At 66.3% G+C, this 15,785-nt stretch carries 16 protein-coding genes; 3 read left to right on the plus strand and 13 right to left on the minus strand.

Annotated elements, in window-relative coordinates:
* Nucleotides 1-144: 144 nt before the first annotated feature.
* From FBY30_RS08430 to FBY30_RS08445, 4 genes are read right to left on the minus strand one after another with little or no spacing between them, the layout of a single operon-like run.
* Nucleotides 145-570, minus strand: coding sequence for an ATP-binding protein (locus FBY30_RS08430; protein ID WP_142132464.1), 426 nt, complete (start codon nt 568-570; stop codon nt 145-147).
* A complete protein-coding gene (locus FBY30_RS08435) occupies nt 563-895 on the minus strand; it encodes an STAS domain-containing protein (RefSeq protein ID WP_142132465.1) in 333 nt (110 codons plus the stop codon). The genes FBY30_RS08430 and FBY30_RS08435 overlap by 8 nt, the downstream gene beginning before the upstream one ends.
* Nucleotides 895-2,853 (minus strand): glycosyltransferase family 2 protein, encoded by a 1,959-nt coding sequence (locus FBY30_RS08440; RefSeq protein ID WP_142132466.1) that lies wholly within the window; start codon nt 2,851-2,853, stop codon nt 895-897. The genes FBY30_RS08435 and FBY30_RS08440 overlap by 1 nt, the downstream gene beginning before the upstream one ends.
* Entirely contained in the window at nt 2,850-3,962 is a 1,113-nt protein-coding gene (locus FBY30_RS08445) for a PP2C family protein-serine/threonine phosphatase (protein ID WP_142132467.1), read from the minus strand. The genes FBY30_RS08440 and FBY30_RS08445 overlap by 4 nt, the downstream gene beginning before the upstream one ends.
* Before the next feature lie 273 nt (nt 3,963-4,235).
* Here FBY30_RS08445 and FBY30_RS08450 point away from each other — a divergent pair, with 273 nt between their 5' ends.
* A complete protein-coding gene (locus tag FBY30_RS08450; protein ID WP_235009378.1) occupies nt 4,236-4,508 on the plus strand; it encodes a hypothetical protein in 273 nt (90 codons plus the stop codon).
* A 195-nt stretch (nt 4,509-4,703) separates the two neighbouring features.
* Here FBY30_RS08450 and FBY30_RS08455 read toward each other — a convergent pair whose 3' ends face one another.
* Both FBY30_RS08455 and FBY30_RS08460 read right to left on the minus strand, forming a co-directional pair.
* Entirely contained in the window at nt 4,704-5,276 is a 573-nt protein-coding gene (locus FBY30_RS08455; protein ID WP_142132469.1) for a GNAT family N-acetyltransferase, read from the minus strand.
* Nucleotides 5,277-5,285: 9 nt separating this feature from the next.
* Nucleotides 5,286-5,678, minus strand: a complete 393-nt coding sequence (locus tag FBY30_RS08460; RefSeq protein ID WP_142132470.1) for a hypothetical protein — start codon at nt 5,676-5,678, stop codon at nt 5,286-5,288.
* Between the two features lie 93 nt (nt 5,679-5,771).
* Between FBY30_RS08460 and FBY30_RS08465 the strand changes: the two genes are divergently transcribed.
* Nucleotides 5,772-7,160 carry an MFS transporter gene (locus tag FBY30_RS08465; RefSeq protein ID WP_142132471.1) on the plus strand — a complete coding sequence of 463 codons (1,389 nt, stop codon included), beginning with the start codon at nt 5,772-5,774 and terminating at the stop codon, nt 7,158-7,160.
* A gap of 55 nt (nt 7,161-7,215) precedes the next feature.
* Here the strand turns inward: FBY30_RS08465 and bcp are convergent, their stop codons facing one another.
* From bcp to FBY30_RS08500, 7 genes are all read right to left on the minus strand, one after another.
* Nucleotides 7,216-7,695: a thioredoxin-dependent thiol peroxidase gene (gene bcp, locus FBY30_RS08470; RefSeq protein WP_142132472.1), complete on the minus strand. Its 480-nt coding sequence runs from the start codon at nt 7,693-7,695 to the stop codon at nt 7,216-7,218.
* 81 nt (nt 7,696-7,776) lie between these two features.
* Entirely contained in the window at nt 7,777-8,427 is a 651-nt protein-coding gene (locus tag FBY30_RS08475; protein ID WP_142132473.1) for a winged helix-turn-helix domain-containing protein, read from the minus strand.
* 9 nt (nt 8,428-8,436) lie between these two features.
* Nucleotides 8,437-9,780: an allantoinase AllB gene (gene allB / locus FBY30_RS08480; RefSeq protein WP_142132474.1), complete on the minus strand. Its 1,344-nt coding sequence runs from the start codon at nt 9,778-9,780 to the stop codon at nt 8,437-8,439.
* On the minus strand, nt 9,773-10,966 hold the full coding sequence (locus FBY30_RS08485; protein WP_142132475.1) for a glycerate kinase: 1,194 nt from the start codon (nt 10,964-10,966) through the stop codon (nt 9,773-9,775). The genes allB and FBY30_RS08485 overlap by 8 nt, the downstream gene beginning before the upstream one ends.
* Nucleotides 10,967-10,968: 2 nt before the next feature.
* Nucleotides 10,969-12,759, minus strand: a complete 1,791-nt coding sequence (gcl, locus tag FBY30_RS08490; protein ID WP_142132476.1) for a glyoxylate carboligase — start codon at nt 12,757-12,759, stop codon at nt 10,969-10,971.
* 178 nt (nt 12,760-12,937) lie between these two features.
* On the minus strand, nt 12,938-13,816 hold the full coding sequence (locus FBY30_RS08495; protein WP_142132477.1) for a 2-hydroxy-3-oxopropionate reductase: 879 nt from the start codon (nt 13,814-13,816) through the stop codon (nt 12,938-12,940).
* 50 nt (nt 13,817-13,866) lie between these two features.
* Nucleotides 13,867-14,667: a hydroxypyruvate isomerase family protein gene (locus FBY30_RS08500; RefSeq protein WP_142132478.1), complete on the minus strand. Its 801-nt coding sequence runs from the start codon at nt 14,665-14,667 to the stop codon at nt 13,867-13,869.
* Nucleotides 14,668-14,861: 194 nt separating this feature from the next.
* Between FBY30_RS08500 and FBY30_RS08505 the strand changes: the two genes are divergently transcribed.
* On the plus strand, nt 14,862-15,755 hold the full coding sequence (locus FBY30_RS08505; RefSeq protein WP_142132479.1) for a hypothetical protein: 894 nt from the start codon (nt 14,862-14,864) through the stop codon (nt 15,753-15,755).
* Nucleotides 15,756-15,785 lie beyond the last annotated feature (30 nt).

A 15,785-nucleotide genomic window follows, 5' to 3' on the forward strand; every position in this document is an offset into this window, starting at 1 on the left:
GGCATCCACGGTGACGGCTATGCGGACGCCGGAGTGCCCGGCACCCGCGCACAAGCGCAGGCTTCCGCATCATGGAACTGTTATTTCAGCATACGTAATATTCAAGAGCAGGCGCGGGACACTGTCAAGCGGTCCGCCAGATCCCTAGTCCTGCGAGGACGTCCTGGACAGCACCCACGTGTTGGTCCCGTCCTGGCGTTCGAACGTCACCGTGGTGACCAGTGCCTCGATCAGCGCAAGGCCCCGGCCGGACTCCGCGTCATCGTCCGGAGTGGAGGCCTCCATGGGGCCGAACGGCGGCTTGGCGTTATAGGCGCTGACCCGGGCCTGCAGCAGCGCCGGCTGCACCGTGGTCTCCACGCCCAGCTCCACCTCGCGGTCCCCGGCCGGCTGCGCATGCTGGACGATGTTGGACGCGGACTCGATGACGGCGGTGGTGAACGTCATTTGGTCCAGGTCGTTGACGAACGGGACGTCCAGCCAGAGGCTGTCGAGGTCGTTGTGGACCGCCTCGATGGCGTCCTCCGCAGCAGGTCCGCGGAAGCTGCGTGAAGCCAGTACCTCAGTCATTGCTGAACGCCTCCTCCGCGGTGGGGTAGGCGGTGAGGACCTTGTCCATGCTGGTCAGTTTCAGGACCATGTTCACCTGCGGCTGCACGGCGGCGATGCGGAGGTCGCCGCCGGCCTGGCGGGCGGCCTTGAGGCAGCCGATCAGCGCGCCAAGGCCCGAGGAGTCCATGAACGCGGTGTGCTCCAGGTTGACCACGATCCGGTTGGATCCGCCGGCGATGACGTCCGTGACGAACTCACGCAGCTTGGGCGCGGAGACCATGTTGAGCCGCCCGTCCGCCTTGACCTCCGCGTACGAATCTTTGACCTCGTAACTGAACTCCATCAGGATTCCTCTCTGTTTGCAGGTTCTGCGGCCGGTTCGTACCCCTTGTAGAGCACGGCGCGGACCAGGATGCTCATGACCACCAGGTCAAAGACCACCCAGACAACGTTGACCAGGGTCCCCAGCGGCTCGGCCAGGCCGGTTACCAGGCGGATGATGCCGACGACGGCGGCGACGGCCAGCAGGATGGATACCACGATCTGGGGCCGGATGAGGCTCCAGCTGGGTCCGCCGCTTTGACGCGCCTTGGGGGTGACGGCGAAGCCAAGGGGACGGCCGAACCAGACGTTGCGGGCCGCCGTCGTGCATGCCTTGATCCAGGTGGGGAACAGCGCCAGGCTGTACTGCTGTCCGCGCCACGTGGGGATGCCGCGGCCGGCCACGGCGAACAGGAGCTGGTTGACCACCATGAACGGGATGAACCGGATGAAGAAGTCCCAGCTCAGGCTGCTGACCGGCAGGATGCCCAGCAGCAGGTAGATGATGGGGGCAGCGAAGTAGATGACCGCCGCGAAGCCGCTGAGGTACGTCCACATGGTGGCGAAGTACATCAGGCGCTGGCCGAGCTTGAGGCCCGTCTGCACCAGCGGGTTCTCGCGCAGCAGCACCTGGATGGTGCCCTGCGCCCAGCGGAGGCGCTGGGTGAGCATTGTCTTCAGGTCCTCCGGCGCCAGTCCGTATGCCAGGATCTCGTGGTGGTACACGCTCTCCCAGCCCATCGCGTGCATGCGCATGGCGGTGGCCATGTCCTCGGTGACGGAGATGGTGGCCAGCGGCATCACCGGCTGGGCCTCGTTGCTGCGCTCCACTGTCAAAGCATCCAGGACCGCCTGGACGGATTCCAGGGCGCCCAGCGGGGACCAGTCGCGGGCGGACATCCGCTGGACGGCGTCGTCCGCCACAACGGGAACGCCAGACTCGCCCACGTGGGCCAGCTCCATGGCGGCGATTTCCTCCAGGTCAGCCTGCAGGGCTGCAACGTCGGCCTGGACCAGGGTCTGGACGGCGGCGTCCACCCGGCGGCGGACCCGGTAGGTCACTTCGCTGAGGGGGCGGCCGGCGTCCACTTCCTCCTGGGCCTCGCGGGTGGCTGCCTCCACTTCGTCCAGGACCTCCGCCACCAGGGGCGACTCCATGTCCGCCGACTTCCGGGCCTGCTTGATCGCTGCCCGGGAGGCGGCCAGCGCGCGGCGGATGCTCTTCTCGGTCTCCTTGACGTAGCCCACCAGGCCCAGCTGCATCAGTGCTTCGCGGCGCAGGATGGCGTTGGAGCCGCAGAAGAAGGCTGCATTCCAGCCGTCCTTGCCCTGCTGGATGGGGCCGTAGAACAGGGGGGCCTGGCTGCCGAGCGGATCGTCGGCCGGGACATTGCTGAAGTACTGCGGTGTCTGGACCAGGGCCACGCGGCGGTTGTTGAAGTAGCCCAGGGTCTTTTCCAGGATGTCCGGCTCCGGGATCTGGTCCGCGTCCAGGATCAGCAGGAACTCGCCGTGCGTGACCATGAGGGCGTTGTTGAGGTTGCCGGCCTTGGCGTGCCGCGGGAGGTCCTTGGTCCAGTCCTCGCTGCGGGTCACGTACCCCAGGCCGTGCTGCTCGGCCAGGGCCTTGAGCTCGGGCCGGGCGCCGTCGTCCAGGATCCAGGTGCTGTGCGGGTGCCGGATCTTCTGCGCCGCCAGTGCCGTGGTGAGGACCATGTCCAGGTCCTCGTTGTAGGTGGTGATGAAGACATCCACGGTGGCGTCGGAGGGCGGCTCCGGGGCACCCTTGCGGATCTTGAGCTTCCACACCGTCATGCCGAAGAGCATGACGTCGATCAGGCTGTAGGTTTCGGCCACCACCAGGGGGAGGGCTATCCACCAGGCATCCCAGTTGAGGGATGCGGCCCAGCGCCATGCGATGTAGTTCAGGCCGGTCAGGACGGTGAGGACCACCACCACCCGGGTCCAGAAACGGGTCATGCTGCCACCTCCATGGGGAGCCGGCGGACCACGACAACCGTGACATCGTCTTCGGCAGTCTCTGCCGGGGCGAGCGCCATGATGGAGTTGCTGGCCTCGTTGGCCGAACCAGCAGACTGCGTTGCCTGCTGCACGGCGTCCGTGAAGTCCTCCACCGACTCGAACACGTCCAGCACGCCGTCGCTGACCACCACCAGGGAATCGCCTGGCGCCAGCTCGAGCTCTGCCTGCGGCCACTGCGTCCCTGGCCATGCGCCTACCGGAGGTCCTCCCGTGGGGAGCCGGTCCGCAGGACCTGCCGGCTGGACGTGCAGCGCAAGTCCGTGTCCGGCGTCGACATAGCTGACCTTGCCGGACGCCGCGTCCAGCCGCGCGTGGAACAGGGTGACGAAGGAGTTGGAGGAGTCAAGGTCGCTGGCGATTGCTTTGCTGGCGGAGGCGAACCCCGCATCCAGGTCCTGCCGGAGTCCGGTGGAGCGCATCACCGCACGGACCGTTGCGGCGATCAGCGCCGCGCCCATGCCCTTGCCCATGGCATCGGCAAAGGTCAGGTGGAGCCCGTCGGGCGTCTGGTACCAGTCGTAAAAGTCGCCGCCCACGCTGCGGGAGGGGCGGAAGAGGCCCGCTACGTCATAGCCCTCCACCCGGATGTCCTCCTTGGGCAACAGGCTTTGCTGCACCTCCGTGGCGCGCTCCAGTTCGCTGCGGGCGGCGGAGGCCGCTGCCGGGGAGGGCCGGCGCCGGAAGAGGGCGTTGATCCGCGACTGGAGTTCCCGGGGGCTGAACGGCTTGCTGATATATTCATCGGCGCCGTTGTCCAGGCCGGTGAGCTTGTCCAGCTCATCCGCGCGGGCGGTGAGCATCACGATGAACGCGTCCGAGAATTCGCGCAGGAGCTTGCACACCTCCAGCCCGTCAAGGTCCGGAAGGTTGAGGTCCAGCGTCACCAGGTCCGGTTTGGTCCGCCGGACTTCCTCGACACCGGGCAGGCCGGCACCCGCCTGGGTGACCTCGAAGCCCTGCTTGACCAGGACACGGACCAGCAGGCCGCGGATGTCGGGGTCATCTTCAATGACCACCGCACGGCGGATTTCGGAGGGAGAGACCATTCTCTACTTCTACCGTATTAAGGCGCACAGGGCATGTCTTAGGCTTCACAGTTTCCGGTGACTTGCCTGACACGGCCGCCGCCTGCCCTTTTCGGCCGTGCGTCGTCCTACCTTTCAGCAGATCTTGCGGAAATCTTGGCATCTGCTTGCCGGGACGTTGAGGTCCGGCGGTCACACTCGTAGGGACGCAGCAGCTTCCAGGAAACAGCGTACGACGACGACACCGCGCGGAGGCTGTACGGACTGCGGAAGGCGGGGAAGCCAATGGAACAAATGAAAAGGAAGGGAGCGGACAAAGCCAAAGCCTTGCTTCGCCTCTACTTCCACTCACGCAAGGTACGGGCGGCGGCTAAGGAACTGGCGCACGCGCTCGCCGAATCACGGGAAGTATCCAGCTGGCCGGGGGACCGGCTCCCGGTGGGGGAGGAGATGTCCCGGCATGTGGAGAGACTGACCCGCCGGCTGAAGCTGGAGACCGAGGCGCACCATCGGCTCGAAGTCCTTTTTAAGACTGCGGGTGGAGGGCATTCCGTAGCGGCACTTTAGGTGCCACACTTAGCAGCAATCGATTGGCTGGGGGATAGTCAGGAGATTGCTGTGAGCTTGTTGCTTGGCTGGTCGTACCTCATGGCGGGGCTGATGACCATGGACGCGATGCTTTTGGCGTTGTGGGCCATGGAAGTCGACTGGGGCAAGTACTGGCGCCGGAAGTAGCTCCCACCGGAGTCGCTGAAGCCCGGTTTAGCTCAGCTCCAAGCGCATCAGCACCCGGGGGAACCCGTTCAGCACCGACGCCGTGTCCGCCGCCTTGGTGAAGCCCGCGTCCTCGAAGAGTTTGCGGGTTCCTACATAAGCCATGGTGAGGTCCACCTTGCTGCCGCCGTTGTCCACCGGATAGCCCTCAACTACGGGCGCCCCGTAGGACCGTGCCATCTCGACGGCGCCGGCCAGCAGATGGTGCGAGATTCCCTTCCCGCGGTGGCCGGGTCGCACCCGGAGGCACCAGATTGACCATGCGTCCCGCTCATCAACGTGTGGGATCTTCCTGTTGCGGGCGAAGCTGGTGTCCGCACGTGGGTGCACCGCTGCCCACCCGACTGGTTCGCCGCCGTCGTACGCTATGACCCCAGGTGGCGGATCCTGGGCAACCATTTGCCTGACGAGTTCGCCGCGCTCTTCGCCCCGGAGGGCAAGGTTCTCCTTGGAGGGGATCCGGTAGCTCAGGCACCAGCAGACCGTGGCGTCAGGCCGCTTGGGCCCCACCAGTGCCTTTACGTCCTCGAAGTTCGTCGCCGGGCGCACCTCAATGGCCATGCGGCCATCCTAGTCTTCCGGCATCCTGCCGATACTCCAGGCCGCGACCTTGCGGACATCAACCCTGGTTGCCTGCAGGGGCACCCTGACACCTCCTGAGAGCAGGACGGGGCCCAGGAAATGGATGTACCGTACCTGGTCTGACGTATTGGCTGCATTCGCCCCGGGTTCCCACGAATCGAGGACCCCGGCGACAGCCCAGCTGCCGATCCGTACCTGGTCATTCTGCCGCCGGGTCCACGCATGCTCCGACACCACCGACCCCGAAATGACGGCACCATCAACCACTACGGTGAGTTCCATGGTGGCATCGGGCCCTGTCCCAAAAACCGAGTCCAACAGCAGCAGGAGGCGGGGATCCGGACCGTCTTCCGGAGCTTCCTTATCCGTCACGGTGTCCATGCCCGTCCTTTCCTCGCTGGTGTGGAGCTGTTTGTTTGATGAACCCAGTCTCCACCCTGTCGGCCGTTGTTGTGTTTCTCTAGACTGGGACGCATGACCCAGCAGGAACCGGGAACGGCCGCTGCGGATCCCGTTGCCGCCGGGACTTTCCCGCGTACCCCGGCCGAGCGCTCCCGAACCTTTGCCGGCATCCTGGTCAACACCGCCCTGGCGAACATCACCACGAGCTACCTGTGGTTCGCCCTGACTTTCTGGCTCTACCTGGAGACGCGCAACGTGATCGCCACCGGCGTGGTGGGCGGCGCGTACATGCTGTTGATTGCGCTGTCCAGCATCAGCTTCGGCACGTTCGTGGACCGTTACCGCAAGCTGGCCGTGATGCGCTTCGCCGCCGGATTCACCCTGGTGATGTTCGTGTTGTCAGGGGTGATGTTCCTGCTGACGCCTGCGGCATCGTTGCTGGACCTGGGGCAGCCGTGGTTCTGGGTATTCACCCTGATCATCCTGATTGGCGCCGTGGTGGAAAACCTGCGGAACATTGCCCTGTCCACCACCGTCACCATCCTCATCGAACCGGAACGCCGCGCCAACGCCAACGGCCTGGTGGGTATGGTGCAGGGGCTGATGTTCATCGTCACCTCCCTGCTGTCCGGACTCTCCGTCGGACTGCTGGGCATGGGCTGGACCATCGCCGTCGCCCTGGTGCTCACGGCGCTTGCCGCGGCGCACCTATTGACCCTGCGGATGCCCGAGGAGGTGCGGGCAGCGGCAACGGATGCCCATGGCGGCTTCGACCTGCGGGGATCTTTGGCGGCGGTGCTGGCGATCTCCGGACTGTTCGCACTGATCGTGTTTTCAACGTTCAACAACTTCATCGGCGGCGTCTACATGGCGCTGATGGACCCTTACGGACTGGAGATGTTCTCCGTGGAGATGTGGGGCGCGGTCTTTGCGTTTGGGTGCACCGGGTTTCTCGTCGGCGGTGCCCTGATCGGCAAGTTCGGGCTGGGCGCGAACCCCCTGCGCACCCTGCTGATAGCAGTGGCGGCCATGGGTGTGCTCGGTGCGGTCTTCACACTTCGGGAGTGGGCGTGGCTCTATATCGTGGGAATCTGGCTGTACCTGGTGCTGGTCCCCTTCGTGGAGGCAGCCGAGCAAACCGTCATCCAGCGCGTTGTACCGCTGGAGCGCCAGGGCCGGGTGTTTGGTTTCGCCATGGCGTTCGAGTCCGCCGCGGCACCGGTCACAGCATTCGTCATTGCCCCCATTGCCCAGTTCTGGATCATCCCGTACGCGCGGTCGGCTGAGGGCGCCGCCGTCCTGGCCCCGCTGCTGGGCGAGGGAAGATCCCGCGGTATCGCCCTGGTGTTCCTGGCGGCCGGCATCATCATGATCGCGGCTGCTTTGCTGGCCTTCCTCACGCCGGTCTACCGCCGGGTGTCGGCATCGTATGCGCAGACCGCGGCAGAGACCGCCGGTTAAATGCCGGACGCCCCGGCAGGAAGTGCCGGGGCGCCTGGCGGAGAAGTGCGGGAAGTTAGACTCCCAGGGCTTCCTTGAGGCGGGCGACGTGGCCGTCGGCCTGGACCTGGTACTGGGCCAGGGTGACGTTTCCTTCGGGGTCCACCACAACCGTGGAGCGGACGATCCCTTCGTGGATTTCGCCGTTGACCAGCTTTTCGCCCCAGGCGCCATAGGCCAGGGCGACTGCGTGGTCGGGGTCGGAGAGCAGCGGGAAGGTCAGGGAGAAGTCGCCGCTGAAGCCAGCCAGGGCTTCCTGGGCGTCGGGGGAGATGCCGACAACTTCGTAGCCCTTGCCCTGGAGGGACGCAAGGCTGTCGCGGAAGTCGCAGGCCTCGGTGGTGCAACCGGGGGTTGCGGCCTTGGGGTAGAAGTACACAATGACGTTCTTGCCACGGTAATCGGCCAAGGAGGTTTCCCGGCCCTGGGCGTCCCGGAGGGTGAAATCAGGAGCCGGGGTGCCGGGCTGAAGCTTGGTGGTCAGGGTGGGGCTCATGGCGTTCCTTTGTAAGACTCGGTCAGTGATGGCCAAACATCAAGTGAAGCGGGTTGCCGCTTACTGATACAAACCAGCGCGTCATATGCAGTATTCCGCAGGTCCCCGAACCGCCGCGTGCGGGCCGGGAATAAACTGGTATCCGCCGCCGCGCACGGTGGCCACGGCATGGCGCGCGTTGCCCAGTTTCTTGCGGATCCTGCCCACGTACACGTCGATGGAGCGGGCGGTGGCGCCGGGGAAATCCAGCGACTCCAGGAACTCCTGCAGCTCCTCGCGGCCGACAGTGCGGGACAGGTGGGTCACCAGGTACCGGAGCACCTTGTACTCGACGCCGGTCAGCGCCACCGGACGGCCGTCCAGCAGGACGGTGTCGGCGGCAAGGTCCACGGCGACCCGGCTGACGGGGCCGGCCGACGGCGGCAGGCGGGTACCGCCGTCGTCCTTTGCAGGTGCCGGGCTGGTTGCCTCCGCCGCAGAGGAAGCGCGGGAGGAGTCATCTTTTGCTTCCTCCGCGGCGGACGTGGGGGCTCCGGCGGCAGGCCAATGGACTTCCGCCTCCGGAGCAGTTTCGAGGGCCCTCGCAAGGACCATTTGGGCGGCGTGGCGCAGGATTTCCGGGCTGGTTCCTTCAGCCGGAACCACCCATACGGCGAGGCCACGGGCGGCGGCCTTGCGTGAAACAAATTTTGGCCGGGCCCCCGCCCCCGGATAGTGCGCTTCCACTGCCATGGCGCGCCCTTATACGCCGCCGCGGCGGATCAGCTTGCCCGTAGGGGTCTGGCCGTCCACTACGGCGCCGCGGAGGTAAGTCTTGCGCACCACGCCGGACAGCGCCTTGCCGTCGTAAGGGGTGATGGGGTTCTTGTGCTTGAGCTTGGAGACGTCCACCACGAAGGCCTCGTCCGGCGCGAAGATGGAGAAGTCGGCGTCGTAGCCCAGTGCCAGCTGTCCCTTGTTGGTCAGCCGGGCCAGGTTGGCGGGCTTCTCCGCCATCCAGGACACCACCTGTTCCAGCGGGATGCCACGGTGGCGGGCTTCGGTCCAGATCAGGGACAGGCCCAGCTGCAGTGACGAGACGCCGCCCCAAGCCACGGCGAAGTCGCCGTTTTCCAGGTCCTTGAGGTCCAGGGTAGAGGGGGAATGGTCCGAAACGATGCAGTCGATGGTGCCGTCCTGCAGGCCCTGCCACAGCAGCTCGCGGTTGGACGCTTCGCGGATGGGTGGGCAGCACTTGTAGGCGGTGGCACCGTCAGGGATTTCCTCTGCCATCAGCGTGAGGTAGTGCGGGCAGGTTTCCACGGTGAGCTTCACGCCGTCGCGCTTGGCGGAGGCGATCATGGGCAGGGCGTCCGACGACGACAGGTGCAGGATGTGCGCACGCGCACCGGTCCAGCGTGCCCGTTCGATGACCTCGGCGATGGCCTTGTTCTCGGCGCCGCGGGGGCGGGAGGCCAGGAAGGTTTCGTAGTGGTCCCCGCCCGGGTGGGGTGCGCGGTCGATGGCGTGGGAGTCCTCGGCGTGGACGATCATGAGCGAGTCGAAGGTCTTCAGCTCGGCCATGTCCTCTTCCATCTCGTCCGCATCCAGGTGCGGGAACTCGTCCACACCGGAGTGGAGCAGGAAGCACTTGAAGCCGAAGACGCCCTCGTCGTGCAGGGGGCGCAGGTCGGCCTTGTTGCCGGGGATGGCCCCGCCCCAGAATCCGACGTCGATGAACGCCTGGTCCTCGGCCACCTCGCGCTTGAGCTTGAGGTTGTCCACCGTGGTGGTGGGCGGGACGGAGTTCAGTGGCATGTCGATGATGGTGGTGACGCCGCCGGCTGCCGCGGCGCGGGTGGCGGAGGCGAAGCCCTCCCACTCGGTGCGGCCGGGCTCATTGACATGGACGTGGGTGTCCACCAGGCCGGGGAGCAGGGTTTCATCATCGGCCAGTTCGATGACTTCGGCGCCGGCCAGGCCGTTGCCCAGCGGTTCGATAGCCACGATCTTGCCGTTGCGGACACCTACCTCGCGCGGCGCGATGCCGGCGGTGGTCAGGATGCGCTGGCCCCGGATGACGAGGTCAAAACGTTCTTCAGACACGGAGGTCCTCCTTGGTACTTGCGGCGGCGGGCCTGTTGGCCGCCAGCCCCGCACTGATTTGGGTGCCCAGCTGCTCCAGCAGCGGTCCAGCCTCTGCTATGCACCTGTTTACATCGGTTTCGAGCGCCGTCAAAGCGTAGACGTCCTCGAATCCGGCGGCCGCCGCCTGGCCCTGGTCCAGGGTGGTCCGGCCGCAGACGGCGATGACCGGAACACCCTGCGCCGCCGCCGACCGGGCAACACCCATGGGTGTTTTGCCCAGCAGGCTTTGTTCGTCCAGGCTGCCTTCTCCGGTGATCACCAGGTCCGCGCCGCCAAGGCGTTCAGCCAGACCGGTGAATTCCAGGACGACGTCGATGCCCGGCCGCCGCGTTGCGGCCAGTGCGGCGATGGCGGCGTAACCTACGCCGCCGGCCGCCCCAGCTCCGGGAGCCTCGGCGGCCTTGATGGCGCGGAATCCGATTTCCCTGGCCAGGACTTCGACAAACCTGGCCAGGGCGGCGTCGAGCATGCCGACGTCTTGGAGTGTGGCGCCCTTTTGCGGACCGAACACCGCCGCGGCGCCTTGCGCGCCCAGCAGCGGGTTGTCCACATCGGATGCCAGCACAAATCGTGTGTCCACGAGGCGGGGTTCGAAGTCCGTGAAGTCGATGCTGTGCAGGTTCGCCAGCGCAGCCCCGCCCCGTGGGAGTTCGTTGTTCCTGTTGTCCAGGAACCTGGCGCCGAGCCCCTGCAGGAGCCCGGCACCGCCGTCGGTACTGGCACTGCCGCCCACGCCGAGCACGATCCTCCGGCAGCCGGCGTCGAGCGCTGCGCGGATGAGCTGGCCGGTTCCCAGGCTGCTGGCGGTGGTGGCCTCAGCAGGGGTGGGCCGTCCGCCCTTCTGGACGCTTGGCACCAGGGCAAGCCCTGAGGCAGCAGCCATTTCAATGACTGCCTCGTGCCCGCGTACCGCGTAGTCCGCCTCCACCGGCTGTCCGGTGGGGCCGCTCACGGTTGCCGTGCGGCGGGTGAAACCGGAGCCGACGGCGGCATCGAGGGTTCCCTCGCCGCCGTCGGCCACCGGTATCCGGACCACCTCAAGGTTTCCGCCGGCGCCGCGCTGCAGGCCCCTTTCCAGGTGGCTGCACACCTCCGGGGCGGACAGCGATCCCTTGAACTTGTCCGGGGCAATAACCACGCGCATGGTTATGCCTGCAGGGCCAGGATGGCGGTGGGGGCGTCGGCGGCGGTCTCGGCCAGTTCCTCGAACTCGTTCACGGCGTTGATTTCCACACCCATGGAGATGTTGGTGACCTTTTCCAGGATCACTTCCACCACCACGGGAACCTGGAACTCGCCCATCAGGGCCTTGGCCTTGTCGAACGCGGCAGCGAGGTCGTTGGGGTCCTCCACACGGACGGCCTTGCAGCCCAGGCCTTCGGCCACCTTCAGGTGGTCCACGCCGTAGCCGCGGGTGTCCTCGGACAGGTGCGAGCTGTTGATGTTCTCGAAGGCCAGGGACACGTTCTGTTCCATGTTGAACCCGCGCTGGGACTGGCGGATCAGGCCCAGATAGGAGTTGTTCACCACCACGTGGATGTACGGGAGGTTGAACTGTGCGCCCACGGCCAGTTCCTCGATCATGAACTGGAAGTCGTAGTCGCCGGAGAGGGCCACCACGGTCTGGTCCGGGTTGGAACGGGCCACGCCGAGGGCGGCCGGGGCGGTCCAGCCCAGCGGGCCTGCCTGGCCGGCGTTGATCCACTTGCGCGGGCCGAACACGTGCAGCATCTGCGCACCGGCGATCTGCGACAGGCCGATGGTGGACACGTAAATGGTGTCGCGGCCGAAGGACTTGTTCATTTCCTCGTACACGCGCTGCGGCTTGATGGGGATGTTCTCGAAGTGCGTCTTGCGGTGCAGGGAGGCCTTGCGGTCCGCACACTCGGCAACCCACGCGCTGTAGTCCGGCAGGGACCCTGCCGCCTTGCGCTCCTTGGCGAGCTCAACCAGCCCGGCCAGCGCCGCACCGGCGTCGGACGCGATGCCCAGGTCCGGCGAGAACACCCGGCCGATCTGTGTGGGCTCAATGTCGATGTGCACGAACTTGCGGCCGGCGGTGTAGGTCTCCAGGCCGCCGGTATGGCGGTTGGCCCAGCGGTTGCCGATGCCGATCACGAAGTCGCTCTGCAGGTAGTTCTCGTTACCGTAGCGGTGCGAGGTCTGCAGGCCCACCATGCCGGCCATCAGCTGGTGGTCGTCCGGGATGGTGCCCCAGCCCATCAGGGTGGGGATGACCGGAACGTTCAGGGTCTCGGCCAGTTCCACCAGCTGCGCGGAGGCGCCGGCGTTGATGATGCCGCCACCGGCCACGATCAGCGGGTGCTTGGCGGCCAAGAGCATGTCCAGGGCCTTTTCCAGCTGCTTCCGGGAGGCCTTGGGCTTCTCGACGGGCAGGGGCTCGTAGGTGTCGATGTCGAATTCGATCTGGGCCATCTGCACGTCGATGGGCAGGTCCAGCAGCACGGGTCCGGGACGACCGGAGCGCATCAGCTGGAAGGCCTTCTGGAAGGCGCCGGGCACCTGGCCGGGCTCCAGGATGGTCATGGCCATCTTGGTGACGGGCTTGGCGATGGATTCGATGTCCACTGCCTGGAAGTCTTCCTTGTGCAGCTTGGCCACGGGGGCCTGGCCGGTGATGCAGAGCATGGGGATGGAGTCGGCCCAGGCGGCGTAGAGGCCGGTGATCATGTCGGTACCGGCAGGGCCGGAGGTGCCGATGCAGATGCCGATGTTGCCGTCCTTGGCGCGGCTGAAGCCGTCGGCCATGTGGCTGGCGCCTTCAACGTGGCGGGCCAGGGTGTGGCGGATGCCGCCGTGGGCGCGCATGGCGGAGTAGAAGGGGTTGATGGCGGCGCCTGGCAGGCCGAACGCCTCGATGGCGCCTTCCTTTTCCAGGATGGCCACCGCTGCATCAACGGTACGCATCTTGCTCATGGGGTGCTCCTTGAAAGCTTGTGGTTTGGCCCGGTGGTTGAGCCTGTCGAAACCTGTTTTTGGGTGTGCTGAAGGAAGGCCCGGCGGTCGCGGGGCACTTTGGGGGTGGCCGCCGTCGTAATGGACGACGGCGGCCGGTGTGTCCGTGTCGAATTGCCCCGTTTTGGCGGGGCTGCTCCTACTTCCTGCCGGAGAGCTGGAGGACCTGCTTGAAGAGTCCGGAGTGGTCCAGTGCGCCGTCGCCCTGGTTGACGGTGGCGGCGACGAGCTGTGCGACGACGGCGCCGAGCGGGATGGCGACGTTGGCTTCTCGGGCGGCGGAGGTGACGATGCCAAGGTCCTTGTGGTGCAGGGCCAGGCGGAAGCCGGGGTCGAAGTTGCGGTCCAGCATCTTCTGGCCCTTCTGGTCCAGGACCTTGGAGCCGGCCAGGCCGCCGCCAAGGACCTTGAGGGCGGCGTCGGTGTCCACGCCATAGGCCTCGAGGAAGGCGATGGCTTCGCCGAGGACCTCGATGTTGACGGCGACGATCAGCTGGTTTGCAGCCTTGACCGTCTGGCCGGAGCCGGAGGGACCAACGTGGACGATGGTCTTGCCGACAGCGTTCAGGACGTCCTGGGCGTCGTCGAAGTCTGCCTTGTCGCCGCCCACCATGATGGACAGAACGGCGTCGATGGCGCCCTGTTCGCCGCCGGAAACCGGGGCGTCGAGGGGGCGGAGGCCGGCTTCGCGGGCTTCTGCTGCCAGGCGGACCGCGACGTCGGGGCGGATGCTGGAAGCATCGATCCACAGGGCGCCCTGCTTGGCGTTGGCGAAGACGCCGTCCTTGCCGCTGACTACGCCCTCGACGTCGGGGGAGTCCGGCACCATGGTGATGACGACGTCGGCATCCTTGACCGCGTCAGCGATGCTCGCGGCGCCCTTGCCGCCTTCGGAGACCAGCTTGTCGATCTTGTCCTGGCTGCGGTTGAAGCCGGTGACGGTGTGGCCGGCCTTGACCAGGTTGATGGCCATGGGCAGGCCCATGATTCCGAGTCCGATGACTGCAACGTTGCTCATGATGGTTCTCTTTCTGAAGTCTTTATGGTCTTGCCGGTGTGGGGTGATGGTCAGCGTGCGACGCGTTCGCGGATGGCCCAGCTGAAGGCCGTTTCCTGCGGTTCCTTGTATTCGAGGCCGATGTAGCCTTCGTAGCCGAGTTCGCGGCTGCGGGCGATCCATTCGCCGAGCGGGAGGGTTCCGGTGCCGGGGGCGCCGCGGCCCGGGTTGTCCGCAATCTGGATGTGGCCGAAGTCCTTGGCGTGGTTCTCGATGACGGCCTGGACATCGTCGCCGTTGACTGCCAGGTGGTAGAAGTCGGCGAGGAGCTTGATGTTCTCGATGCCGGCCTCTTCCTTGACGCGGGCGATGACCTTGAGTGCGTCGTCGGCGGTGAGGAGCGGGTACTTGGGTGCGCCGCTGACGGGTTCGAGGAGGACGGTGCCGCCGATGCGGGCGATGCCTTCGGCTGCTGCCGCCAGGTTCTTGACGGCGAGTTCATCCTGCTCTTCCGGAGTGAATTCGTCCTGCCGGTTGCCGTAGAGGGCGTTGAAGGCCTTGCAGCCCAGGCGCTCGCCGATGCCGGCCACGACGTCGATGTTGTCCTTGAACTCCGAGCAGCGTCCCTTCCAGGAGACCAGGCCGCGGTCGCCGCCGGGCATGTTGCCGGCGTTGAAGTTCAGGCCTGTGAGCTGTACGCCGGCGTCCTTGATGGCTTTCTCGAACTTGGTGATCTCGCTGTCCGCCGGGACGGACGTCTCGAAGGGCCACCAGAATTCAACAGCGTCGAAGCCTGCTGCCTTTGCGGCGGCGGGGCGCTCGAGCAAGGGCAGCTCCGTGAGGAGGATGGAGCAGTTCACTGTGTACGTCATCGTAGGTCCTTCCGAGGGAGGGGCTTTGATCTATCTTCCCGCGCTTCACGGCCTCTTCACCGTTTCCGCTTTGTGGAATTTAGATTCTGCTTTATGAAAAGTGTAGGGAAGGTGGGGTGGGGTAGTCAAGACCGGGCGCGGGCACCAGACTGGGAGGAGGTAACCCCCTGCTGCGGGAGTGGATTGGAGCGATCATGACCGGCGCCCGCCTCCGTCTTCTGGCCTGGCTCGTTGCTTTGGCCGGGTTCCTTGCAGCATGCACATCGGGCGTGCAGCTTCAGGATGCGGCGACTGCTCCCGCTTCGCCGGGTGCTGCTTCCGCGGACGCTTCTGCATACTCTTCGGCCGGCCCCAGCGCGGCCGGCACCGCCCTGGCACCTCCGCCGGCTCCCATCCCGACGGCGGCTCCATCGGCCGTCCCGGCGCCCGCCGTCCCCACGGAGCCGGCGCCAGGTCCGGCCGCGGCTCCCGCCCCGGCCCCGGTGCCCCAGCCTTTCGCCCTCAACCTGTACCGGGAGGGGGACTTCGTGCCGCAGTACACCTTCGATTGGTGCGTGGCCGCCAGCATCCAGATGGCGCACAATCTCATCGACGACACCGGCGGCGGAACCTGGGCTGACCGGAGCCAGCAGAACGAACTTTGGGAGATGGCCCGTGCCCGCTCGTCCGATTCGTTTAATGGCGCCAACCCGTTCGGCTGGGCGCAGGTGCTGGCCTTGTCTGGAATGGGGCCGTACGGCGTCGTAAGCGTTCCCGATTATCAGGAAGCATTGCGGACTGCGGCGCGTGCCATCACCGAAACGGGGCGTCCCGTCGGCCTGGTGATGTGGAGCGGCCGCCATGCCTGGGTGATGAGCGGCTTCGAGTCGGTGGGGGATCCCCGCCAGTTCCCGGACTTCTCGATGACCGGCATCCATGTCCTTGATCCCTTGTATCCCTATGGGAGCCAGCAGTGGGGGCCGTCGCCCGCGCCAAACGCGCTGCTGACTCCGGAGCAGCTGGCTACCCAGTTCGTGGTCCGCGAGCCGCGACGGTGGAGCAGCAGCCTACCTGCCGGCTACCTGCTGGTGCTGCCGCAGGCCGGGTGACCTGGGTGCACGCCTTGCCGGGCATCAGGG

The organism is Arthrobacter sp. SLBN-83 (assembly GCF_006715285.1).
Lineage (GTDB): Bacteria > Actinomycetota > Actinomycetes > Actinomycetales > Micrococcaceae > Arthrobacter.